General features: G+C 52.5%; 29 protein-coding genes and 1 pseudogene. 3 read left to right on the forward strand and 27 right to left on the reverse strand.

Annotated features, from left to right (window positions below):
* Positions 1-37 precede the first annotated feature (37 nt).
* From B5F88_RS02095 to leuC, 5 genes are all read right to left on the reverse strand, one after another.
* Complete coding sequence (locus tag B5F88_RS02095) at positions 38-625, reverse strand: ECF transporter S component (RefSeq protein ID WP_087341336.1); 588 nt, start codon at positions 623-625, stop codon at positions 38-40.
* 90 nt (positions 626-715) lie between these two features.
* Entirely contained in the window at positions 716-1,504 is a 789-nt protein-coding gene (locus B5F88_RS02100) for a type III pantothenate kinase (protein ID WP_087341337.1), read from the reverse strand.
* Positions 1,505-1,603: 99 nt separating this feature from the next.
* Complete coding sequence (leuB, locus tag B5F88_RS02105) at positions 1,604-2,680, reverse strand: 3-isopropylmalate dehydrogenase (RefSeq protein ID WP_087341338.1); 1,077 nt, start codon at positions 2,678-2,680, stop codon at positions 1,604-1,606.
* Positions 2,677-3,162, reverse strand: a complete 486-nt coding sequence (locus B5F88_RS02110; RefSeq protein ID WP_087341339.1) for a 3-isopropylmalate dehydratase small subunit — start codon at positions 3,160-3,162, stop codon at positions 2,677-2,679. Before B5F88_RS02110 ends, leuB begins: the two co-directional genes overlap by 4 nt.
* A 13-nt stretch (positions 3,163-3,175) precedes the next feature.
* On the reverse strand, positions 3,176-4,435 hold the full coding sequence (leuC, locus tag B5F88_RS02115) for a 3-isopropylmalate dehydratase large subunit (protein ID WP_087341340.1): 1,260 nt from the start codon (positions 4,433-4,435) through the stop codon (positions 3,176-3,178).
* Between the two features lie 98 nt (positions 4,436-4,533).
* Between leuC and B5F88_RS02120 the strand changes: the two genes are divergently transcribed.
* Positions 4,534-5,148: a Crp/Fnr family transcriptional regulator gene (locus B5F88_RS02120; protein ID WP_242959592.1), complete on the forward strand. Its 615-nt coding sequence runs from the start codon at positions 4,534-4,536 to the stop codon at positions 5,146-5,148.
* Between the two features lie 41 nt (positions 5,149-5,189).
* On the opposite strand, the pseudogene B5F88_RS02125 reads toward B5F88_RS02120, so the two are convergent.
* The 19 genes and pseudogenes from B5F88_RS02125 to B5F88_RS02215 all read right to left on the reverse strand — a co-directional run.
* Positions 5,190-5,474: pseudogene (locus B5F88_RS02125) on the reverse strand (sporulation stage IV protein A); the annotation flags it as partial.
* On the reverse strand, positions 5,462-7,117 hold the full coding sequence (locus tag B5F88_RS02130; protein ID WP_087341342.1) for a recombinase family protein: 1,656 nt from the start codon (positions 7,115-7,117) through the stop codon (positions 5,462-5,464). The pseudogene B5F88_RS02125 and the gene B5F88_RS02130, both read right to left, overlap by 13 nt.
* A gap of 330 nt (positions 7,118-7,447) precedes the next feature.
* A complete protein-coding gene (locus tag B5F88_RS02135; RefSeq protein ID WP_204244415.1) occupies positions 7,448-7,660 on the reverse strand; it encodes a DUF3791 domain-containing protein in 213 nt (70 codons plus the stop codon).
* Positions 7,661-7,662: 2 nt separating this feature from the next.
* The gene (locus B5F88_RS02140; protein WP_087240396.1) at positions 7,663-7,902 is read right to left on the reverse strand and encodes a hypothetical protein; all 240 of its coding nucleotides are present in this window, start codon (positions 7,900-7,902) and stop codon (positions 7,663-7,665) included.
* Positions 7,902-8,393: a DUF3990 domain-containing protein gene (locus tag B5F88_RS02145; RefSeq protein WP_087341343.1), complete on the reverse strand. Its 492-nt coding sequence runs from the start codon at positions 8,391-8,393 to the stop codon at positions 7,902-7,904. Before B5F88_RS02145 ends, B5F88_RS02140 begins: the two co-directional genes overlap by 1 nt.
* A 2-nt stretch (positions 8,394-8,395) precedes the next feature.
* Positions 8,396-8,680: a hypothetical protein gene (locus B5F88_RS02150; RefSeq protein ID WP_140402036.1), complete on the reverse strand. Its 285-nt coding sequence runs from the start codon at positions 8,678-8,680 to the stop codon at positions 8,396-8,398.
* Positions 8,681-9,616: 936 nt separating this feature from the next.
* Positions 9,617-9,841 carry a helix-turn-helix domain-containing protein gene (locus B5F88_RS02155; protein WP_087341345.1) on the reverse strand — a complete coding sequence of 75 codons (225 nt, stop codon included), beginning with the start codon at positions 9,839-9,841 and terminating at the stop codon, positions 9,617-9,619.
* An 18-nt stretch (positions 9,842-9,859) separates the two neighbouring features.
* Positions 9,860-10,135, reverse strand: coding sequence for a DUF6809 family protein (locus B5F88_RS02160; RefSeq protein WP_087341346.1), 276 nt, complete (start codon positions 10,133-10,135; stop codon positions 9,860-9,862).
* A gap of 292 nt (positions 10,136-10,427) precedes the next feature.
* Positions 10,428-11,123 carry a phosphoadenosine phosphosulfate reductase gene (locus B5F88_RS02165; RefSeq protein ID WP_242959593.1) on the reverse strand — a complete coding sequence of 232 codons (696 nt, stop codon included), beginning with the start codon at positions 11,121-11,123 and terminating at the stop codon, positions 10,428-10,430.
* A 91-nt stretch (positions 11,124-11,214) separates the two neighbouring features.
* The gene (locus tag B5F88_RS02170; protein ID WP_087341347.1) at positions 11,215-11,427 is read right to left on the reverse strand and encodes a hypothetical protein; all 213 of its coding nucleotides are present in this window, start codon (positions 11,425-11,427) and stop codon (positions 11,215-11,217) included.
* An 81-nt stretch (positions 11,428-11,508) separates the two neighbouring features.
* Positions 11,509-12,282 carry a hypothetical protein gene (locus B5F88_RS02175; protein ID WP_087341348.1) on the reverse strand — a complete coding sequence of 258 codons (774 nt, stop codon included), beginning with the start codon at positions 12,280-12,282 and terminating at the stop codon, positions 11,509-11,511.
* A gap of 15 nt (positions 12,283-12,297) precedes the next feature.
* Positions 12,298-13,242 (reverse strand): lambda-exonuclease family protein, encoded by a 945-nt coding sequence (locus tag B5F88_RS02180; protein ID WP_087341349.1) that lies wholly within the window; start codon positions 13,240-13,242, stop codon positions 12,298-12,300.
* Between the two features lie 70 nt (positions 13,243-13,312).
* A complete protein-coding gene (locus B5F88_RS02185) occupies positions 13,313-14,248 on the reverse strand; it encodes a DUF932 domain-containing protein (protein WP_087341350.1) in 936 nt (311 codons plus the stop codon).
* A 71-nt stretch (positions 14,249-14,319) separates the two neighbouring features.
* Positions 14,320-14,991, reverse strand: a complete 672-nt coding sequence (locus B5F88_RS02190; protein ID WP_242959594.1) for an amidoligase family protein — start codon at positions 14,989-14,991, stop codon at positions 14,320-14,322.
* Between the two features lie 462 nt (positions 14,992-15,453).
* Positions 15,454-16,227 carry a hypothetical protein gene (locus B5F88_RS02195; protein WP_140402037.1) on the reverse strand — a complete coding sequence of 258 codons (774 nt, stop codon included), beginning with the start codon at positions 16,225-16,227 and terminating at the stop codon, positions 15,454-15,456.
* A complete protein-coding gene (locus B5F88_RS02200; protein ID WP_087341352.1) occupies positions 16,224-16,484 on the reverse strand; it encodes a DUF6809 family protein in 261 nt (86 codons plus the stop codon). Before B5F88_RS02200 ends, B5F88_RS02195 begins: the two co-directional genes overlap by 4 nt.
* Positions 16,481-16,825, reverse strand: coding sequence for a DUF3846 domain-containing protein (locus tag B5F88_RS02205; RefSeq protein ID WP_204246185.1), 345 nt, complete (start codon positions 16,823-16,825; stop codon positions 16,481-16,483). Before B5F88_RS02205 ends, B5F88_RS02200 begins: the two co-directional genes overlap by 4 nt.
* Positions 16,826-16,989: 164 nt before the next feature.
* Positions 16,990-17,352: a HepT-like ribonuclease domain-containing protein gene (locus B5F88_RS02210; RefSeq protein ID WP_087341354.1), complete on the reverse strand. Its 363-nt coding sequence runs from the start codon at positions 17,350-17,352 to the stop codon at positions 16,990-16,992.
* The gene (locus tag B5F88_RS02215; protein WP_087341355.1) at positions 17,339-17,665 is read right to left on the reverse strand and encodes a nucleotidyltransferase domain-containing protein; all 327 of its coding nucleotides are present in this window, start codon (positions 17,663-17,665) and stop codon (positions 17,339-17,341) included. Before B5F88_RS02215 ends, B5F88_RS02210 begins: the two co-directional genes overlap by 14 nt.
* Before the next feature lie 544 nt (positions 17,666-18,209).
* On the opposite strand from B5F88_RS02215, the gene B5F88_RS02220 reads away from it, so the two are divergent.
* Together B5F88_RS02220 and B5F88_RS02225 are read left to right on the forward strand one after the other, a co-directional pair.
* The gene (locus tag B5F88_RS02220) at positions 18,210-18,599 is read left to right on the forward strand and encodes a TnpV protein (RefSeq protein ID WP_087341356.1); all 390 of its coding nucleotides are present in this window, start codon (positions 18,210-18,212) and stop codon (positions 18,597-18,599) included.
* Entirely contained in the window at positions 18,596-18,859 is a 264-nt protein-coding gene (locus B5F88_RS02225) for a DUF6809 family protein (protein WP_087341357.1), read from the forward strand. Before B5F88_RS02220 ends, B5F88_RS02225 begins: the two co-directional genes overlap by 4 nt.
* A gap of 45 nt (positions 18,860-18,904) precedes the next feature.
* Here B5F88_RS02225 and B5F88_RS02230 read toward each other — a convergent pair whose 3' ends face one another.
* The 3 genes from B5F88_RS02230 to B5F88_RS20140 are packed head-to-tail and all read right to left on the reverse strand — an operon-like array spanning position 18,905 to position 20,994.
* The gene (locus B5F88_RS02230; protein WP_087341358.1) at positions 18,905-19,648 is read right to left on the reverse strand and encodes an adenylate/guanylate cyclase domain-containing protein; all 744 of its coding nucleotides are present in this window, start codon (positions 19,646-19,648) and stop codon (positions 18,905-18,907) included.
* A gap of 10 nt (positions 19,649-19,658) precedes the next feature.
* Positions 19,659-20,258, reverse strand: a complete 600-nt coding sequence (locus B5F88_RS02235; RefSeq protein ID WP_087341359.1) for a Pycsar system effector family protein — start codon at positions 20,256-20,258, stop codon at positions 19,659-19,661.
* 1 nt (position 20,259) lies between these two features.
* Positions 20,260-20,994 (reverse strand): adenylate cyclase, encoded by a 735-nt coding sequence (locus B5F88_RS20140; RefSeq protein WP_140402038.1) that lies wholly within the window; start codon positions 20,992-20,994, stop codon positions 20,260-20,262.
* Positions 20,995-20,998 lie beyond the last annotated feature (4 nt).

Genomic DNA, 20,998 nt, shown 5'->3' on the forward strand with positions numbered 1-20,998 from the left:
AGGCGTCCGCCAAACTGACGGACGCCCTGAAAGGTATTTATGCGTGTTTTCTTGCAGACACGACACGGACAATGACTGTGCTGAGGGCCAGATTGATCACCAGCTCCAACAAAAAGTTCAGGCCTACCAGGCCGGTGATCACATAGAAAACCAAATTGGTGCCGCCGGCCCAGGCTACTAATGTATCGTGGTAGAAAAGCGCCAGTGCCGCGCAGAAAATACCAGTATTCACCACCGGGCAGATAATACCGGAAGTGAGCGACGCGCCCATGGGGCTATGAAGCTCCAGCGCACGGTATACCGCTCCCGCCACCAAGCCAGCGGCAGCTCCCTTGACAATGCACAAGGCGAAGGTCAAAAACGGATTGGCGGTAAACAGGACGTTGCCGCCTCCATCCCATCCGGCCACGCAGGCCAAAAAGACCACAATGCCAAACACGGCTCCCAGCCACGCCCCCGCGCTCACGCCGTACAGGGCAGCGCCAATAATAATCGGTGCCAGTGCCAGGGTGGGCGCCACAATTCCCACCCGGACAAACATGCTGGCGACTAGCTGCAGGACCACAACGATGGCTGTCATCAGGGCCAGTCCTGTCAGGCGTCTGCTCTTCTCACTTGCTCTCATATGAACTTACCTCCTGCTGCCGCTCCTCTTGGTGAGGATGCAGCGCAACATTTATTTACCCACGGCAGATACCGTTGAGTACCATGGTAATTACATCTTGCGAGGCTTGCGGGTATTCTTTTGATACAGCAGATAGAGTCCCTTCATTACCAGGTCGGCGTCATATTGAATGGTACGTTTGCAGTAGCGCAAAATGCGAGGCGCATTGCCGCCGGTGGCTACCACCGTCACCGACTGACCGATGCTCTCCTCGATGCGCTCCACCATACCGTCCACCATGCTGGCATGACCATAGAGTACACCGGAGCGCATGGCCTCCTCCGTAGTGTGGCCCAGCAGGCCCAGCTGGGTGGGACTTTCAATGGAGATCGGCGGCAGAGCGGCCGCCCGCTCCGACATGGCCTCCAGTGCCAGGGTCAGGCCCGGCATGATCATGCAGCCCTCATACACGCTGCCCTGGATCAGGGACAACGAGGTTGCCGTTCCCATGTCAATCATGACAATCGGGCTCTGATATCCGGCGATGGCCGCCACCGAGGAGGCCACAATATCGCTGCCCAGCTGGTCGTGAATCTCCGCCTTGATATTCAGGCCGGTTTTGATACCGGGCCCAACCACCAGCGGCGCCTTGCCGGTCAGACGGTTGACCGCGTCGGCAAACACAGCGGTCAGGGGCGGTACCACGCAGGACAGGATTCCGCCGGATACCTGGGCCATCTTTCCGCCATATAGTTGAAAGACACCCAGCAGATCAATGGCACACTGATCCCTGGTCTTATTCCGGTAAGTTTCCAGAGTCGAGCGAAAAATCAGCTTTCCTCCCTGGTCGAACAGTCCCACCGTTGTGTTGGAATTGCCCACATCTACCGCCAGGATCATCACGCCATGCCCCCTTCCCTGTTGTCAAACCGATTGTATCAGCTATTTCCCCCTCCGTCAAGCAGCGGGGCGGCTTAAGAGCCGCCCCGCCGTCTTCGTTCAGATCTTTTTACAGATGAGCTCGCCCATCTGCCGGGTGCCGATGGGCGTAACGCCCGGCTCGGCAATATCGGCGGTACGCCAGCCCTCGGCCAGCACGGCGTCTACCGCTGCCTCCACCGCGTCGGCCTCGGCGGCCAGGTGGAAGGAGTAGCGGAACATCATGGCCACCGACAGGATGGTGGCGATGGGGTTGGCCTTGTCCTGACCCGCAATGTCCGGCGCCGAGCCGTGGATGGGCTCGTACAGGCCGGGAGCGGTATCGCCAATGGAGGCGGAGGGCAGCAGACCGATAGAGCCGGTCACCATAGAGGCCTCATCGGACAGGATATCGCCGAACATATTTTCGGTAACCACCACATCAAACTGGCTGGGATCCCGGACCAGCTGCATGGCGCAGTTGTCCACTAGCACGTCCTCGTAGGCCACATCAGAGTACTCCTCCGCCAGGCGATGCATGACGGAGCGCCACAGGCGGGACGTCTCCAGCACGTTGGCCTTGTCCACGCTGGACACCTTTTTACGGCGGAGCCGGGCCAGCTCGAAGGCCCGGCGGCCGATGCGTTCGATCTCCTTTTCAGAGTAGGCCATCCGGTCGGCGCACTCCATGCCCCGATCCTCGGTCTGATACTTTTCCCGCTGACCGAAGTAGATGCCGCCGGTCAGCTCCCGGACCATCATCAGGTCAATCCCCTTCTCCGCCGTTTCCTTTTTCAGCGGGCAGGCGTCCGCCATGGCGGGCCGGAGTGCGGCGGGGCGCAGATTGGCATACAGGCCCAGATCCTTGCGAATCGCCAGCAGCGCAGTCTCGGGCCGCTGCTCGGCGGGCTTGTCGGAGCCCCATTTGGGTCCGCCCACGGCGCCCAGCAGCACAGCGTCGCAGGCCTTGCACTTCTCAGCGGTGCCGTCGGGGTAGCTCTTCCCCACCGCATCGGTGGCACAGCCGCCCAGCAGCACATCCTCATAGGTAAAGGTGTGGCCGAATTTCTTGCCTACGGTATCCAGGACCTTGACAGCCTCCCCGACTACCTCGGGACCGATGCCGTCGCCCCGGATCAGGGCGATTTTATAGTTCATTTCGCCACACCCCTTGCTTTCAGAGAGTTGAGCAGGCCTCCGGCCTCAATGATCCGGTTCACAAACTCCGGGAAGGGCGCCGCCTGCCAGGTCTTTCCCTGGGTTTCATCGGTAATAATGCCGGAGGCAAAATCCACGCTTACCGTATCCCCTGCCTGAATGGCTTCCGCGGCCTCCGGACACTCCATAATGGGCAGGCCGATATTAATGGCGTTGCGGTAAAAGATGCGGGCAAAGGAAGGTGCAATGACACACTTGACGCCGCAGGCCTTGATTGACAGAGGCGCATGCTCCCGGGAAGAACCGCAGCCGAAGTTGTTGCCCGCCACAATGATGTCCCCCTGCTCCACAGTGGAGGCAAAGCTGGCGTCAATGTCCTCCATACAGTGGGAGGCCAGGGATTTCTCATCAGGTGCGTTCAGATACCGGGCGGGAATGATCACGTCGGTATCCACGTTATCGCCGTACTTATATACTTTCATGCCAAAACCTCCCTTACAGCTTCCGTGGATCGGCCACGCAGCCCGCCACGGCGGAGGCCGCGGCTACAGCGGGGTTGGCCAGAATGATCTCGGAGGACACGGGACCCATGCGGCCCACAAAGTTGCGGTTTGTGGTGGAGATGGCCCGCTCGTTGTCGGAGAGCACGCCCATATGTCCGCCCAGACAGGGGCCGCAAGTGGGGGTGGACACGGCGCAGCCCGCTTCAATAAAGATCTGAATCAGGCCCTCGGCCATGGCATCCAGGGTAATCTGCTGAGTGGCGGGAATGACAATACACCGCACTCCGTCAGCCACCTTGCGGCCCTTGAACACCGCCGCCGCCTGCCGCAGGTCGTCCAGACGGCCGTTGGTGCAGGAACCAATAACCACCTGGTCGATGTGGGTACCCTCCACCTGATCAATGGTGCGGGTATTGGAGGGCAGATGGGGCAGCGCCACTGTGGGCTGGAGGGTGTTCAGGTCGATGACCACCTCCCGCTCGTACTCAGCGTCAGGGTCCGCCTCCACAGCCTCCCAGGGGCGGTTCACCCGTCCCTCCAGATAGGCCCGGGTTTTGTCGTCCACCGGGAAGATACCATTCTTGGCTCCAGCCTCAATGGCCATATTGGCGATGGTGAAGCGGTCGTCCATGGACAGCTCACTCACCCCTTCCCCGGCAAACTCCAGGGATTTGTACAGGGCTCCATCCACCCCGATGGTGCCGATCAGATGGAGCACCACGTCTTTACCGGACACATAAGGCTGCAGCTTACCCTTCAGGGTGACCTTGATGGCGGCGGGTACCTTGAACCAGGCAAGGCCGGTAGCCATACCGGCGGCCATGTCGGTGGAACCCACACCGGTGGAGAACATACCCACCGCGCCGTATGTACAGGTATGGGAGTCGGCGCCGATCATACACTCGCCGGGGGCAGTCAACCCCCGCTCCGGCAGCAGGGCATGTTCCACGCCCATGCAGCCCACGTCGTAAAAATGGGTGATATCAAACCGCTTGGCAAAGGCTCTGGCCTGTGCGCACAGCTGAGCAGACTTGATATCCTTGCAGGGCGTGGAGTGATCCAGCACCAGCGCGATCTTGTCCTTGTCAAATACCTGAGTCAGCCCCGCTTTGTCAAACTCGGTGATGGCCACCGGAGCGGTAATATCATTGCCCAGCACCAGATCCAGCTTGGCCTCCACCAATTGGCCGGGGACAACGTGGTCCAAGCCGGCGTGTTTGGCCAGGATCTTTTGCGTCATGGTCATTCCCATGGTTGGGTGCCTCCTTCTCAATCGTTTGAAAATAAGATACCATGGGGCTTGTCAAAAGAATGTAAACCATGCTACAATTTTGCCGGGAGGGAAACGCCATGCTGCGCAATATCTGGACCACACTGGCCGACGGTCAGCCCATTCAGCATAAGGAGCCCGGCCAACTGATCTATCTGCAGGAGACCAGAGCCGAGTGCTTTTATTACATCATTTCCGGCACAGTAAAGTGTTATATCAGTTCGCCGGAGGGCGAAGAGCGCATTCTGACCCTTCCCCATGCCGGCGAGTTGATTGGCGAGGCCGCTTTTTTTGACCAGCAGCCCCGCATGTCCTCGGCCATGGCGGTAACCAAATGCGAGTTAGTGGCGGTGGACCGGCAGCGGCTGGAACAGGTGTTCGCCACCCATCCCGGTCTGGCCATTGCCATGCTGGAGGACCTGGCCCGGCGGGTACGGCTGCTCTCAGGGCACGTGGACGGAGAGTTTCTTCAGGCGGACAAGCGAATCGCCCGTCATCTGCTGGCGCTGATCCCGGAGGCCGACGGCAGGCTCCGGTGTACCCATGAGGAGATCGGCTCGTCGGTAGGGGTAAGCCGGGTCACGGTAAGCCGGGTTCTGGGCGAGTTTGACCGGAGAGGCTGGGTACAGACCGGCTACAAGCTCCTGCGGCTTCTGGACCGCCCTGCACTGGAGCGCTTTTTACGGGATGAATAAAACGGAGCGGAAGGGCTTTACCTCTTCCGCTCCGTTCCTTATTACAGAATAATACAGATCAGTCCGCCGGAGCCCTCGTTGATGATGCGCTGAAGGGTTTCCTGCAGTTTGGCCCTGGCATCCTCCGGCATCCGCTTGAGCTTTCCGTTCAGATCCTCGCTCACCAGCTCATGGAAGGACTTGCCGAAAATATTGGACTGCCAAATGGCCTTGGTGTCCCCCTCAAACTCCTGGAGGAGGAAGTTGACCATTTCCTCGCTCTGCTTTTCATTGCCCACAATGGGGGATACCTCTGTCTCAATGTCCGCCCGGATCATATGTATTGTCTGGTACAAACAGAAGTCCTTCCACGTCCACGTTGGATGGTAAATTTCTCTTCCTCAGAAATCACCTTGAGATAAACGGAAATATGAATCTCGTTTTTCTTACCCTCTTCTTGGGGATGTACTTCGATGTGGTCCAAAAGCGTGTCAATCACGCCGATGGAAAACCCCTCGGAAAAGTCTAATTCCTTGGTAATGGCCTGCCGCAGCATGTCTATGGATTGGAGCATCTCCCGATTCTTCAACTGCTCCTGCTCCAGTTCGTCGAGCCGTACCCGCAGCCTGTCGATCTCCTTATTGAAGTGGCTGTTGCGCTGGGTAAATTCCTCATCTGAAATATGTCCATCAATGTTCAGGTCGAGAAGCTTATCCTTCCTCTTCAAGATCCCTTCTATATTGACCTTACATTTGGCAATGTCCTCTTCGGTTTTACTGCCATTTCCAATAGAAGTGTAAATCCGAATTAAATCATGAATAATCTCCGCCTTATTGATCGAAAGTTCTTCCAGCACCTGACGCATGATCGTGTCCAGCTCAGAAGTATAAAGGACAGGAGCTGTGCAGCCCTCTCTTCCCTTTCGACTGTACTCCTGACACTGCCATATCTCTTTGTTCCCGCTTTTATAACGATAGAGAGTGCGATAGTACGGCAACTTGTGAACGCCACAGATAATTTTCCCGCTATATGGATAACGGCTTTGATAGCCCGTCTTATCTTCCGCACTCTGCTTAATGGAACGCTTTTCCAAAATCAAATTTGCTTTGTCCCACAACTCCTCTGAAACAATGGCGGGAACAATCTGCCCACTCTCATCCTTGTACATGACCCAGTCCTCTGGGTCAAACACTTTAATATCCTTTGTGCGGTAGTCCAGCTTGCTGCTCTTTCTCCCGCAGTAATACCCTTTATATTTGGGGTTTGACAGGATTCCCCGAATTGTGCTGAACGAAAAATCGTTGCCCCGGGTGTTTTTATATCCCATGCTGGAGAGATGCTGCGCAATTCCGCGGATTCCTAAACGCTCATTGGCATAGAGATTAAAAATGATGCGGACAACCTCGGCCTCTTCCTCATTGATGACTAAGCGACCATCTTTCTTTTCATAGCCCCAGATTTTATTGTTCCCCAGCACAACGCCGTTTTCAATGGCCCGCTTAAAGCCGAATTTTACACGCTCTGAGATTTTACGCACTTCATCCTGTGCAATGCTGGACATGATTGTCAATCGAAGTTCTGCATCAGGCATGAGGGTATTGATGTTATCTGATTCAAATAGGACTCCCACGCCATAGCGAAGTAGATCTTGCGTATATTTAATACTGTCCAGGGTGTTGCGGGAGAAACGTGAAATCTCCTTTGTTACAATGAAGTCAAAATGGCCGGCCTCAGCATCTTGTATCATCCGAAGAAAATTTTCCCGCTTTCCGACTGTTGTGCCGCTAATACCCTCATCAACGTATCCTTCCACAAATATCCATTGAGGGTTTCTCTGGATATACTCCGTATAATAGCGGACCTGAGCCGCCAGAGAATGAAGCTGCTCGTCCTTATCTGTAGATACACGGGCATAGTAGGTCACCCTCAGAGGAAGATCATAAATGCTCTTTCCTGAGTTGAGCGCAGTACGAATATCATATAAATCCAAGGAACGTCCTCCTTAACTTCTGTTTGTTCCATTATAAAATCAATTTGCGCGGTAGTCAATAGGTGTTTTCAATCTTAGAAGAAGCTATACAAAGACCAACTGGTTTTCAATTATGTTGACTATCGTAAAAAAACATAAAAAATACACCCCCTTCTAGAGCGCCGGAGATTGGTTTTCCCATGTGGAAGTAGCTGGCTATGTAAAAGATGCTGTGCTTTTTTAGATATAAAAAGGCCGACTGGATTGCTTACTCCAATCGGCCTTTGCAGCATATGTTTTGCATTTTATGTGCAAATATAAATGGGAAATGGGCGTCTTTCGGCAGAATCTTTAAGCCATAGCGGGTTTTCTTGCCTCGATATATAGGTCAATGTCCTCCACGATATAATTGGCTCCCGTGGTGTGCAGGGCTTCAAAGCAGGAATATACATAGTCCCATACACGGTAACTGGTAAAGAGTTCCGCCACCTGCTTGCCTGTCAAATGCTTGGCGTTTTTATAAGTTTCTACACAATAAATGAGGAAATCTCCCTGCCTGCTCATATTCATACCTCCTCTGGTATCTCAAAGTTTCCTGTCTTTTTTTCTTCGTCATACATGTTAAATAAGGTAAGCGGGCTGAAATGCCACAGTTTGGTGTCCTCCTGCTCCAGCAAAGAATATACCTTGGATTCATAAAATTCTTTAGACGCAGTCACTTCACCCATAGGGTAGTTCTCACAAATCAGCTGAACAATCTGGGGAACCAATAACGTTAAAATTGCTTCAAACTTTTTATCCGCCATCAAAATTCCTCCTTCGGTACTGTGCCGACAAACCGCAGATAGGACAGCGCCTTTTCCGTTGTCAACACCAACTGATTATATAGCTTCTTGATTTTGAGCTGTTCCAAGGTCTGATCCTTGGTTAATACGCCAGCGGAATAGAGGGTAAATGTGCGGTACACATCATCATTGGCAACTGGCCCAAAGATAAAATCATAGGCGTCCCCCTCATAATTTCCGGATCGGTTATCCGATACAAAATCCAGCCATGCTTCTCCCGGCCCATCAAAACGCAGGACAGAGCACTCTGAAAAAGCAATATTCTCGTCAATCTCATAAATGCTGACTTCCCTTTCGCCGTTTTTTCGGCGCTTAGTCACCTTGTCAGCAAAGCTGATTGCCTGAGCCTTATTGGTCGTGGTATAAAAACCAAATCCAAAATCCAAAAATCGATTTTGCTGGATCAGCTTGGGTTCCAATACAACCAGATTGCTGCCATGATATAAAATCATAATTATCCCTCCAATGCTTTCTCGGCAATTGCACGTTCCTCCTGCAAAGACCGGATCATCGTTTCGATATGCCTTCGTTTTTCTACTTGCTCCCGTACTGTCTCCACATCTTTTTGCGGAATGTACTTGGAAATTACTCGTTTTCCCTCACGGTATTTCAAATAAAAATAGGTAGACTGCTCGGCCTTTTTTTCAGAAATGGTGCCTTTGGGGAGCATTTCCAATTCCTCCTGGTATTTTGCAAGCATACGGTCGATGCGTTCTCTTTCCTGCAAGATGGTGCTCAAAATCAAATTCAACTTTATCACCCATCTCCATTATACACAACAAAATTAAAAAATCAACATTATGTTGTGTATTCCAGCGGAAGCCATTTCTTATTTTAGATGTAAAAACGGTGCGGAGCGCTCCGCACCGTTTCAAGGGGCCATTCCACTTTGAAAGTACCAATCTTCTTCAGATACTATCTATTTTAGATGTGATACAGTTTTATTCCCTTCCGAGATCTTTTCGGAGTTAGTAACTCCCGCCCTATATCTTCTACTGCTACACCCCTTTCTCTACAATCTTTATTTTTGTCTGTTCGTATAGTTCTCGACTGATTTCCCCTTTTATGTACAGATTTTTATTTATTTGCAGCATAATTTCTCGGATTAGCTCACTTCTCGCTTGTTCTAACATCCCATCCCCTCCATGGGACAACTATATGCTTCCTTGATTCTTTCCATGTATCTATGCTCCAGCGCAAAATAGTCTAAAAGAGGATATATTCCAACTCCCAGTAGATTTGGCTTCCGATCCGGACTTTCCGTAGGACAATAAGAAATGCGCACGGCTATTTCTTTTGTTCCCGCGAAAATCACCAAAGCGGGCCAAATAAGCCTCTAGCGCGATGATTCCACGCTAGAGGCTTATTTACTGGATGTCCTTTTGGCAATGTGTTCCCCACCGTATTAGGTGAAGAAATACAGAGGGATTCCGACAAAATGCGCCGGAATCCCTCTGTAACAACGCTAGAACAGAATATCACTGCTCCCGATAGTCTCGTTTGGGCGGTACTTTATATAAGGTTGGCAGTTCAATTTTTGTAGATTTATCGTGTATGCCCTTGTCAACCGTTGCTTTCATACGGATATAACAAGTTTTATATTTGTATATAGTAAGTGAGATGTTCTGCATCAGCACCCCTGGATTAACAGTGACCCGATATTAAGCTTCCTTCCCTAAGAGGACAGGACGTGCTTACCAATGTTTTTACAAGCTCGATAGAGTGTGGCCTTTTTGATGCCGGTCAGCTCCTCAATCTCCGCCACAGTATGCTTCCCGGCCTCGTAGAGCTTCAACGCCTGCTGGAGCTTACGCTGGTCGCACCGGGGCCGTCCGCCCTTCCTGCCGCGGGCTCTGGCCGCTCTGAGGCCCTCTCGGGTGTGCAGTGGATACCCTGGCATAGCCGACCTTCTGGTGGTTCACAGTTTCAACCCTCCCCGCAGAAGCTCCAGGATGATACGGACAGCCAGGTAGAAGCCACGGTCGAACTCCATCCGCCGCTCCCACTCATGGTAGCTGTCCTGTTTGTCCAAAAATGTCTGCCACCGTTCCCGGAGCTCCTGGGGGATGCGGACATTTACATCCTCCTTGGCATCGATCACCTTTTCCCCAGCTTCCTTATACTGGTACGCCTCTTCCTGCTCCATGGGGATGTTCAGCTCACTCTCAAAGAGCCATTTCAAAATGGATTCCATACTGCTTTCTCCTGTTTCAATAAGGTATGGGTATTGCGACATAGATTTTGATACGGGTTTTGAAACGATAACAGGGGCCGGAGAGGGCGGTTTTGGCCCTTCTCGGCCCTGTCTCGTAAACGAAGATTATTGATATGGCAGTCAAATGATAGGATGATCTTCCTCGTTTAGAATCCGCTCCACCTCATCCGGGTGCTCATGGATATACCGCTGGGAGCATTTTGGCAGTTCGCTGTCGCTGAATGGGCAAAACGCCTTGCACTCACCGTATATACTGCGGGCCAGAAACTTCTTACAATAAGACCGCACTCTGGCGATCAATATTTCTTCGCGTGTCACGGACTAATTCCGTCCTTTCCTGTCTGCTTTCTGCACGCAGTATTTGTTCAATATCATAGAGGGTCATGGTGCGGTTGAACCGCTCCGTGGGCTTGTTGGGAAGCGCCTGGATCTGGAGCAGCCGGGCCCACAAGTCCAGGTGGTATCTCCGGAGGTGGCGCAGCTCGGGCAGCTTTGCGTTGGGGCAGAAGAAACAGCCGTTTCTATCCGCAAACTCATAGATGGGAGACAAAAGGCCGGCACGCCGGCACAGCGCATACGCCCCGGCCTCGTCTACCCCATACTTGTCCAGCAAAGAAATCTTTTGGCCCTCCAGCCGCACCAGCCGCTCCTGCTCGTCGCTGGCAATGCCGATGTACTGCACCACCTCCCCCTTCCGCTTCCGCAGGTAGCGGTTGATAGGTCGGGCCTTACAGTCCCGCTGGATGGCACAGCGCCCGCAGAGTGGGAAGCCCCGGATCATGCCCCGCTTGGGCCCGCGCCGGATCAGGTGGGCCACATTGTCCACATAAGTGCTGGGGTCCCGAAGCACCGTGACACGAATCCCCCACTTCTCCAGCCTGGGAATGGCTATTCTGTAGATGAAGTCCCGGTGCTCGGGAATCTCCCCGCTGATGCCCTGATCAAACATGACTTCGCAGTAGATCACCTCGTCAAGGGCTCTCCGTGCATCCGGGCCAGCAGCACCGTCGCCAGACTGTCCTTGCCAAAGGAACAGGAGGCCAGATAGCGGGGCGCTGCTACTTGCCCCATTGCTTCGCTCTCTGCACTCCATACACATCGTCCACGAAGTACCTGCCAACGAAGATGTTGAAGATTGCCGTACACCGGACACCGTTGTACGCGGCCAGGTACAGGTTGTCGCCGATGCGCTCCAGGATCTCCGCCTCCCCCAGGACGTGCTGGTGGTGGTCGCTGCCCCCCAGGCTGTGGATGTATGCCTCAACTTTCATTGTCCAAACTTCCTTTCCCGTAAAATCAGAAAAGCCCCGGTATCCGATGCCTGTAGGCAGGGATACCGGGGCGATATGGTTTCAGCTGGCCTCTGACAGCTCGGGAACCAGCTCGTCGGTGTTCACGATCTCCATGAACTGCTGCGCAAACACCCGTGCCCGGTCTGCTTCCTCCGGGCCAAGGGTGTTGACCACCTGGAAGTTGAACAGGGCATAGGGCTTTCCGGCCTTGCTGGTGGCCTTCTCCAAGGTGATCCTTGTGACCACGCCGCTGATTGGCGTCAGGGTGCTCAGGAGCCGCGCGGAGTATTTGAGGAACCGGGATTTGCTGGTCACCGGGACGCGCACCAGCAGGGGGAGGATGCTGTCAGGCCGCAGCAGGAACAGCAGCACCGATTCCTTGCACGCCTTGGCGTTGCTCTCCCCGTCTTTGGAACCGAAGTCGTTGTACGGACAATGGGCACAGGCCTTCCCGTCGTGGGAGACAATGCTGTCCTGGCTCATGCAGATGGGCGGCGTGCCCTCTACCGGGTCGGGGGTATCCCAATAGGCCCTGGGTGTGGTGTAGTCCAGAATAATGCCCGTCAGCTCCTTCTCCGCCTCGTCCCCGGCCAGCCCCGGCACGGAGAACACCGTGGCCCCGCCGGAGGGGGATTTCACAAGGTCAAAGAGATCCAGGGAAAGGGGCTGGTTTTTCAGGTTTTCCCGGATGATAGGGAGTGTATCTGTAGTAAGGGCGATGTAGCCGGAATCTGTCGGTGCCGGAGCCGGTTCCAGTACGGGAGCCGCCTCTGCCGGCTTCTCCAGCCCCTTTGCCTTGTCCTCCAGCCGGGCTTTCAGCTTTGTGGTATCCATGGTCTGACCTCCTGGTTATTCTGCCGCCTGAACAGAGAAGCGGCGGTATGATGTTTGATTGGCATACTTCTGATAAAGGGCAGGATGCTCGGCTTTCAGGGTCTTGCTGTCCAGCCGCTCCTGTGTCACGTTCTTCCAGGTAATGACCCTCCCCCTGGCGGTGCCCGTTTCGTTTGCCCCGAGCATCTGTTTCAGCAGGTTCTCGGCCTCCCGCTTTTTCCCTTCCAGCACCTCCAATTGCTCACAGGCGGTATCATACTGGCGGAGCAGGTCGGTTGCGGTATCCGGCAGTGTGATCTGGGACTGAGGGACACTGGACGGGAACTGCTCTGACAGGAGCCGGGCGGAGGCTTCCGAGCCGTCCAGGGGCGGAGGTGTGCCCTCCTGCACATAGCCCCAGAACTCTGCCTCCAGGTGGATCATCACGGCGATCAGCCCCTCGTCCCGCTCCACGAACTTCCAGCGGAAGGTATTGCCGCCGATCAGGGCCGCAATGTAGGCCCCTCTGTATCCGGTGACGGCCATGTAGTGCTGGATTTGCAGAAGGTATTCCTCCGGGATGGAGTTGTCCCACTCCTTTGCCTTGTAGGCAGAGGCCGTCTTTGCCTCAAAAATGCAGGGGCCGAAGTCCGGGTGCTCACAGGTGCCGTCCAGGTTCGCCAGCATGAAGGGGTGCTCCGCACTCTGAAGGAGCTGCTTGGTGTGGGTGACCTCAATCCCGGTGCGCCTGGTAAATTCCGCCCTGACCAGGGGCTCCAACTGCGTCCCCCAATAGGCGGCTTCCCCGGCCTCCTGATTTGGAATCTGGCCTGTCTTTTCCAGCCACAGCTCCACCGGGGATTTGTACCGGCTGATGCCGCAGGCCACAGCGGCGTCTGAGCCGCCGATCCCCTGCTTGCGGTATTCCAGCCAGTCCTCATACGGTAAATTCTCTGTGGATATTACGATTTTTGCCGACATATTAAAACCTCGCTTTTCTATGGGAAAAGGGCAGGGAACACATTCCCCGCCCTTTATATCCCAATCTTTTTCATGCCGCCGCCAGCACCATCTTGTAGGCTTTGTCGATCATGGGGTTCCCCTCCACGGTACGGAGGAACAGGTTTTCATGGTAGTTCCTGGTCTTGCGGAGCGGGTCTGCATGGGTGGCGAAGTCGCTGACCGCATTGATGAAGCGGTAGCCGTTCCGCCCCACGTTGGACAGATCCGGGGCATCCCAATACCGCTGTTTCAGATCTTCCAGCAGACGCAGGTTGTTCTTTTTCTGCACCCCGTTCATTTCCTCGGTCACCGGGAAAAATTCCTGCATCAGCTCCATGGCCTTCCGGTCGGAGAGCCTGATCCTGGACAACTCGTCGATTCCCCGGCCCAGCTCACCCATATACGCCTCGGCCAACAGCAGGGTCTCTCTGGCCTCATGGACACGGCTCATGACGTTCTCGGTGTGCTTGGTCGTCCAGATGCGCTTGGCGCTGTTCAGGGCCAGATTGAGGGTGTTCTGGCAGACCACCCGGATCGGGGTCATAGCCACTTTGATCCCGCTGCTGCCATCATGGGAGTTCATCACCACAAGATAGGGGGCAATCTCGTCCCCGGCGATGATATAGCGTTGGGGCATCTTCGCCAGCATCCACACCTTTTTGCCGCCCTGCAAGGCACCCGCCGTCTCATAGGTCACGCCCTCTCCCAACAGATCATCGGTGAACTGGAATGCGTCCTCGTTCTGCACCACCTTGTAGCGGTCTGACACAATACCGAGGGCGGTATGGTCGGTGCTGCGCACGTTAACTTTGTAGCCGGGGATCGGCACCCCATCTTCCGTGCAGACCTTCTCCTGCTCAACCCTCCAGTCAAGGCCAGCATAGACGAGGGCATCCAGCGAGGCCGGCGCTTCGCTGACCTCCGTGCCCAGGCCGTGCCAGGGCTTTTCCCGGACGTAAAACATGGTTTCAACATTAGCAGGCATACAAATACTCCTTTCTCATTTTCATCTGCTTCAGGCAGAACGTGTGAATTTGCTACTGCTTTTTCTCAGATCTACAAAGAGTTTTCACAGAGCACGTTACCACAGATCCCCCTCTCCTTCAGGTACCTGACCAGCTCTGGAAGATTGCCCGTGATGATCGTGGAAACAAAGGCATTCCAAGTGATGGCCTTCAGCTCTTGGTCGGACATACAGACCGCTAAATCGCAGATACAGTCCACCAGCTCCAAAGTGGCAAAGATGGTATTCGGCTTCAATGTTCCACGGAATATGCGGAACTCTACCGTATCAGCGTTCCGGAGGTTGACACAAGCGTATCGGCCCCCGTGGTAGCCCTTCTTGGCGAAGTCCAGAATCTCCATAGGCTGCTCTTTGTAGCCATAACGGGACGCCCACCGCTCCAACTGCCGGGGCGTCCTCCTGCTGAATTTCAGCAGCTCCTCCCAGTGTCTTTCAAAGAAGTAGAGCACCCGGGCGATGGCGGCGTCCTGCTCCTGCTCGGTAGCCCCGAAAGCCTTCCGGCTCACATGGATATGGAGGCCGCAGGTGGAAGCCTGATGGCTGCGGTAGCCCAGGGAAACAGCATGGCGGCAAAGTTGTCTCCAGGGCATCTCATGGAGCTGGATGTCCAGGCTCATGGGGTGGGTGACCAGCTCAAAGCCGTCATTCAGTGATCCATCATGTTTGATATAAGACCTCTCCTTTTCCTGATTGGCAATAGCCAAAAGGCAAGAAGCATGTGTGGAACACTCACCTCCACCATCCATCTCAAGTTCCACACCGAAGAACCTGGGCCCTTTCCCGTGGAAGATAGGTTCCGGTTTGTAAGAATGGTTATGGATAGGCTGCTCCTGATGCGCGGTACGGAAGCATTGGGAGCAGTAAGGGTGTTCGCGGTGTTCGTCGCTGTTTTCATGGCAAGCCTCGCTTTCCCGGATTACGCCGCCGCACTGGCAGCAAGTGGTATAGTTCCCTTCATAGCAATTCTGGCACAGGGGGGCACCAGCGTCCCCCATATTGTCATCCCGCCATATGAGGGTGCCGCACTCCTGGCAGTGTACGGTATGTTCATCCAGACAGCGTGCGCACAGTTCCTGGCCGTCAAATCTTGTACGTTCTTCCAGGGGCCGTTCCTGGCCGCAAATGTCACAAACGAAGGTACGGGTCTGCACATCATGCGCTCCTTTTCAGATAACCGCCCGTTCCAGCAGCTCCCGCAGGACGGGGAGCTTGGCCTGTACCGGGGCGGTGATATGCTTGCTGATGCTGATGGCCGCCTGGGTGTCGAAGGCTTTCTGGAAGGCCGCCAGTTGATTGCCTGCGTCCTCTTCTATCTGGCTGATGGCGGGCAGAAGGTTATAGCCGTGGCGGATGAATGCTTTGGACACCAATTTCAGAAGGCCCTCCTCCCACTCTGAGGGGTCGTACCGCATATATTCGATGTGACCGAAATAGCGGGTCAACTCCGGCAGAGGATAGGCCGCAGTGAGCTCCGCATTGACCTGTTCCATGTCCTGGAACACCTGTTCCGGTGTGAGCAGGATGCCGATGCGGTTGACCAGGGCTGCGGTATCCTGAGTTCGGCAGCGTCCCAGAGCCTCTCGCAGGCTGGACAGTTGGCCGTTCAGGGCGGCCTGGAAGCGGAGCAGGAAGCTGTCTGGCGAACGGGGATCCGTGTAGTGCCGGAACTTCCCCTCCGCCTGCCGGTACAGGGGCCGCAGGAGCTTCTCCGCCTCACATACGGCGGCCAGCTTGGTGGGCAGCCCCTCCTCCCAGGTGTAGGGCAGGCGCTGCCATTTGTCGTAGTCCAGGAACACATGGGGGAACAGCACCCCGGAATTGCAACCGTCCAGGTCGCGCACTAGATTTTTTACTTTGACAAAGCGTTTGTCCATGAACACCTCCAGGCATGACAAAAGCCCCAGGATTTCCCCCTGGGGCTCCATCGTTTTATGTTTCACTCCTCCGGCAGCTCGGCCTGATAGACCAGCACGTCCAGCGCCAGCAGGGCCGCCTGGCAGAAGCCCTCCCGGAAGGCAGCCTCCATCACAACCCGTTCCCGCTGGCCGTAGGCGTCCCCCAGCTTCTCCAGCCATTGCCTGCCCACATCATCCAGACGGTTGATCAGTGTATCGGTTGCCTCCAGGATCTGGGCCATGGAGCTGTGATAGGCTTCTCCACCGAGCTGCCGTTCTCCGTCCAACAGCCGTTCAATCATGACGTACCCCCCGGGAAGAGCTCAATGGCCCGAAAGCGTTCCGCATAGCGGGCAATCTGTTCCTCTGTCAGGCTGGTAAAGTGGTCACTGTCCGGCGGGGCGGCGCACAGGAAGAAGGTGCCGGCGATTACATCATAGATCTCTCCGCTATCCAGCCGAAGTGCCCGGTTGAGTGGCAGGCCCAGGCATTTCCCCTCCTCGTTGCAGACCAGCGCCACAGGCTCCTCAAACGGGTACACTGCTTGTATGTGCCCGCCTACCACGGTCTGCATGTCTTCCAGGCTGTCCCCGATCTCCGCCGGACGTGGCACTCTCCCCGGTTCCACAAGCAAGATTCTCATACAAATTCCTCCACAAAACAGAAATAGCCCCCCGGAGCAAAATACTCCGGGGGGCTTCATAGATATAATTTATATCTGGTTTTACTCCGAGGACGGATTTGGCAGAGGTCATACATAGGGCGGTCTGTCAAATAACTTCCGGGGGATCTGCGGCCTCTTCTGATTCAAGGATCAGGCTGGGTGTTCTCCGCCAGATATTCCTGGCAAAACTGCTTTAGGACGGGAATATCCGTAATGGCTGTCTCCCAAATAATCTCACGGCTCATACTGCCGTAGCTGTGGGCGACAAGATTTCGCATCCCCTTGATCGGGCCCCATTGAATCCGGCCTGCGGTGGCGGTACGGAATTCAGCGGAGAGCTTTCCGCTCAGCTCGCCAATCTGCAAAATGGAGAACGAGATGGACCGCTGGTAATCTGCGTCATGGTCAAAAGCGAAAAAATCCGCCCCGTAGCGGGCAATCGTCTTTTCGATTTCCACGCAGTAATCCAGGATGTGCGCCAAACGCTGGCAGTCAGGCGACTGCATAGAGTTCCACCTTCTCTCTCCATACAGCTTTCCGGAAATCTTCCTCATGAGGCATCTGAACAGGCTGTTCCAAGGAGCTGACTGTGATCAGGTCGATTTTCTTCTGGAGAGCATCCTCCAAATCGCAGTACAGCGCCCCGAGGGCAAACAGGCTCTTTAATGCGGTGCCCGTGGTGTCTACAAGCAGATCAACATCGCTGTGTTCGGTCGCCTCATTGCGGGCATAGGAGCCGAAAAGATAGACCGCTTTCAGCCCATATTTTTGGGCGACCGGCGCAATCCGGGCCTGAATCTCGGAGATAGAATAGACCATGTCCGTGCCCCCTTCCTTATTTTTCAGTATTAGTATAGCAGGAAATGCAGGCTTTTACAACGGCACACCGCAGCAGAATCAGAGAGAAGAGATTCAATGATTGGGCCGGTGAAGGTGCCTGCCAAACCTTCCAGCATCCAGGAGTCTCCTTTCACCGGCCTCCACTCGCACATGGTGGATATCCCTGGTGTGTTGTCACCTACAATTTTACGGGACGGACGTATATACAAGCACAGGATCTGACAAAACAGTGCGCCGTTTCCGGGTTACCGCTTGCTGAACTTCAAGGGGTTGGTGCTGACCTTGCCAAACATCCGGTCATTTCTTCGCTTTCAGCCTGGTTTTTGGCTTAATACTGCGGTTTTTCTACACATCAGATTCTAATTTTTATCCTCGTGCATGACGCACGAAAAGCAGGTTTTGCTCCTTATGTGTGCCTTGCGTATCGCTGCCCAGGGCAACGCAGGACAACAGTAGGGAAAGAAACTTGGTTGCTGTTCTTGTCTTCACCTCAAAATTAAATTTAGACACGGAGGACAGCAGAATGGAAAAATACATTTTCGATCAAAGCAACGGCCTCTGGTATGAACTCCAGGGCGACTACTATATCCCCTGCTTAGTGTTGGTTGAAGCGAGGACATCTCCTGTTGGCATGTGGGGCAGAAAGCACCAGCAATATCTGAAAAAACATCGTCCTATGTTCTATTCCGACCTTGTTCTCAGCGGAAAGTTGTACAGCTATCTGGCTGACATTGACACTCAAGCACGAAACAAACTCCACCTGCTCGTAACACAGCTGGCAGAGAATGAGGGTATCCGTGAACAGCTGAAAGCGCAGGATCAGATGGCATGGGTCGGAGCCATGAGCAACATCCGAAATCGGGCGGAAGAAATCATCCTCCAAGAGCTGATCTATGGGGAGGATGCCGTATGAGAATTCTGGAAGAATTTTGGTATGGAAATATTGAACCGACCGAATATGACACAAACGCCTGTAAGGAATACAAGGAAGTGCTTCGCCTGATTACCCGAAATGAAGAAAAGCTTCAAGCTACCATGACGGATGAACAGAAAGAACTGTTCTCTCGGTATACGGACGCTGTTCGTGAGTATCAGACCATGGCAGAGTGCCTACTGTTCCAGAATAGCTTCAAGTTGGGGGGCAGAATGATGTTAGAGGTCATGGAAGAATAACAATATCGACAGTCGGCAGAGTAGTGATAAGCTACTCTGCTGATTTTAATCTTTCATGCCATTAGAAATCCATTTATCAAAATCGGATTTTACAATATTGGCCGTGTAATATGCACCATCTCCTTCATCTGAATGGTACGTAAACCAATCTTTTGCTTTTTCCCCAGAAACTTCCTTTAGCTTGTTGATGAAATTAATATAGCTGCAATCCGAATAAACCAACGCAGGATTACCTTTTTTGTTTCCCAACGAGGAAAAGTTTGATGCTCGTGTTACAGCTTTTCCAATCCACACTTTACTGTTTATTCCGACATCTTTTCTTCCCGCTTTTACAACGAGTTCCTGTGATGTTGACATTCCAATTCCAACGTTTATTTCAGGAAGTGAACGATTGGATAAAAGTTTGTTCAGCATTTTCATATATGTATTTATGTAAAATGTTTTATCCGCCAACTCATAAATATCGTCTTTGGACGGGGTGGTGTATATTGCATACACGCAGTCTCCTCTAATTCCAATTTCTCTTAGATTTTCATCTTTACGCAGAATTTCAATAGCTTCGGATGTAAAACTACGAATAACTTTAGATACTTTTTCCTTGTCTTCATCTGCGAACAATTCAGAAGAATCTCTAATGTCTACAAAGATCCCCGTCACCCAGCTGTAATAACCATTAGAAAAAGTAAACGCATCATCGGTCGGCAGTTCATTTTGTTCTACGACAATTAGCTCATTGTCTAATATTGCTTCTATTCGTTCCTTACCTTTCCTATAATCATATGTTGCCATAGCGTTCTCCTCAATAGATATAAATGCCAATAAGCAGGAGCATAACGAAGAAAACGAATCCTACGATTGTGAGTATAAGTCCCCGATTATATGTAGCATATTTATTAGATGCAATTTCAGCATTTATGTATATCTGTTCAATCAAGTCGTTTAGAAGATCTTCCTTGCTCATAGCATAGAATTTCTGGTGGTAGGTATTGTAGTCACAATTCTTTCTTATTCCAGCAAAGAAGATGCGAGAGTTTTCATCTTTTCTTCCAATCGCTTTTTCTGAGGTTTTTGCAACCAACACACTTCCAAGATTGAACATTCCCAATACCATAACAAAGATTGCACCCGCAAAACAAAACAAATAAAGTATGCTACAGAAAGTCTTTGTTGCAATACATTCTTTTATAATATTAAATATCTCGTTCAAACCTTCATTCGTAAGAATAATTGCAAGAAGCACCCCAAATGCGGCTAAGACAATAGATGTTTTGTTATCACAATTTGTAACAAAGCCAATGTTGCGATCAAGGATTTGAGTTGCAATTTCGATTTTGTATTCAAGATCTTCTGCATCAAGGAACACTTTGTTGTTCTCTTTTTCTTCTGTAATCACTGACATATCAGATATTTTCCTCAATCCATTTATCAAAATCAGTTTCTATTATGCTACAGTGGTAATAATCAACACTACCGTAATAACCGGAAGTATGGCTACTGATCCACGATTTATATTTCTCATTTTCCTTGCATAAATGTTCTATAACATTATCATAAAACAAAGGACTCATTGCTATTGCGGAAACACCATTTCTATTTGCGACATCCGATAAGTGAGCAGCGTCTACGACTGCTTTCCCGATCCAAATTTTATCGTTAATTCCGCTTCCACTTTGACCAGCTTTGATAATTAAATCTTGGCTACAACCTAATCCAATTCCAGCTCGTACTGTTGGAAAACCGAATTTGTTGAGTAATTTGTTCAACATCTGCATGAAGGAATTGATACGATAGGCGTGCCGGAATATTTCCACTAAATCTGTCTGGTGTGGTGCATTATAAATGCAGTAGACACAGTCCCCCCTTATTCCAATTTCACGATAATTGCTATCATCTTTTAAAATTGAAATGATTTCCGAGCAAAAGCTCCTGAATATACGAGCAGTATCTTCATTAGGAGATCTGAATAGTTTGCTGGAATCTACAATATCTACAAACAAGGCCCCCACCCATGTCTTTATTCCATTTTCATAAGTAAACTCTGAATCTGAAGAAGGAATTAAGCTTTTTTCTACTATTTTAGTTGGAGAACGTAAAATAGCTTCTACAGCTTCTTTTGATTTTTTATAATCATACATTTTG

Source organism: Flavonifractor sp. An306 (genome assembly GCF_002159455.1).
Classification (GTDB): Bacteria; Bacillota; Clostridia; order Oscillospirales; family Oscillospiraceae; genus Flavonifractor.

Bases quoted from the DNA above. Each gene is read 5' to 3' on its own strand.
- B5F88_RS02095 (WP_087341336.1), bottom strand. From the start codon at position 625: ATGAGAGCAAGTGAGAAGAGCAGACGCCTGACAGGACTGGCCCTGATG.
- B5F88_RS02100 (WP_087341337.1), bottom strand. From the start codon at position 1,504: ATGATCCTGGCGGTAGATGTGGGCAATTCCAACACAACGGTGGGACTG.
- leuB (WP_087341338.1), bottom strand. From the start codon at position 2,680: ATGAACTATAAAATCGCCCTGATCCGGGGCGACGGCATCGGTCCCGAG.
- B5F88_RS02110 (WP_087341339.1), bottom strand. From the start codon at position 3,162: ATGAAAGTATATAAGTACGGCGATAACGTGGATACCGACGTGATCATT.
- leuC (WP_087341340.1), bottom strand. From the start codon at position 4,435: ATGGGAATGACCATGACGCAAAAGATCCTGGCCAAACACGCCGGCTTG.
- B5F88_RS02120 (WP_242959592.1), top strand. From the start codon at position 4,534: ATGCTGCGCAATATCTGGACCACACTGGCCGACGGTCAGCCCATTCAG.
- B5F88_RS02135 (WP_204244415.1), bottom strand. From the start codon at position 7,660: ATGAGCAGGCAGGGAGATTTCCTCATTTATTGTGTAGAAACTTATAAA.
- B5F88_RS02140 (WP_087240396.1), bottom strand. From the start codon at position 7,902: ATGGCGGATAAAAAGTTTGAAGCAATTTTAACGTTATTGGTTCCCCAG.
- B5F88_RS02145 (WP_087341343.1), bottom strand. From the start codon at position 8,393: ATGATTTTATATCATGGCAGCAATCTGGTTGTATTGGAACCCAAGCTG.
- B5F88_RS02155 (WP_087341345.1), bottom strand. From the start codon at position 9,841: ATGCCAGGGTATCCACTGCACACCCGAGAGGGCCTCAGAGCGGCCAGA.
- B5F88_RS02160 (WP_087341346.1), bottom strand. From the start codon at position 10,135: ATGGAATCCATTTTGAAATGGCTCTTTGAGAGTGAGCTGAACATCCCC.
- B5F88_RS02170 (WP_087341347.1), bottom strand. From the start codon at position 11,427: ATGAAAGTTGAGGCATACATCCACAGCCTGGGGGGCAGCGACCACCAC.
- B5F88_RS02175 (WP_087341348.1), bottom strand. From the start codon at position 12,282: ATGGATACCACAAAGCTGAAAGCCCGGCTGGAGGACAAGGCAAAGGGG.
- B5F88_RS02180 (WP_087341349.1), bottom strand. From the start codon at position 13,242: ATGTCGGCAAAAATCGTAATATCCACAGAGAATTTACCGTATGAGGAC.
- B5F88_RS02185 (WP_087341350.1), bottom strand. From the start codon at position 14,248: ATGCCTGCTAATGTTGAAACCATGTTTTACGTCCGGGAAAAGCCCTGG.
- B5F88_RS02200 (WP_087341352.1), bottom strand. From the start codon at position 16,484: ATGATTGAACGGCTGTTGGACGGAGAACGGCAGCTCGGTGGAGAAGCC.
- B5F88_RS02205 (WP_204246185.1), bottom strand. From the start codon at position 16,825: ATGAGAATCTTGCTTGTGGAACCGGGGAGAGTGCCACGTCCGGCGGAG.
- B5F88_RS02210 (WP_087341354.1), bottom strand. From the start codon at position 17,352: ATGCAGTCGCCTGACTGCCAGCGTTTGGCGCACATCCTGGATTACTGC.
- B5F88_RS02215 (WP_087341355.1), bottom strand. From the start codon at position 17,665: ATGGTCTATTCTATCTCCGAGATTCAGGCCCGGATTGCGCCGGTCGCC.
- B5F88_RS02220 (WP_087341356.1), top strand. From the start codon at position 18,210: ATGGAAAAATACATTTTCGATCAAAGCAACGGCCTCTGGTATGAACTC.
- B5F88_RS02225 (WP_087341357.1), top strand. From the start codon at position 18,596: ATGAGAATTCTGGAAGAATTTTGGTATGGAAATATTGAACCGACCGAA.
- B5F88_RS02230 (WP_087341358.1), bottom strand. From the start codon at position 19,648: ATGGCAACATATGATTATAGGAAAGGTAAGGAACGAATAGAAGCAATA.
- B5F88_RS02235 (WP_087341359.1), bottom strand. From the start codon at position 20,258: ATGTCAGTGATTACAGAAGAAAAAGAGAACAACAAAGTGTTCCTTGAT.
- B5F88_RS20140 (WP_140402038.1), bottom strand. From the start codon at position 20,994: ATGTATGATTATAAAAAATCAAAAGAAGCTGTAGAAGCTATTTTACGT.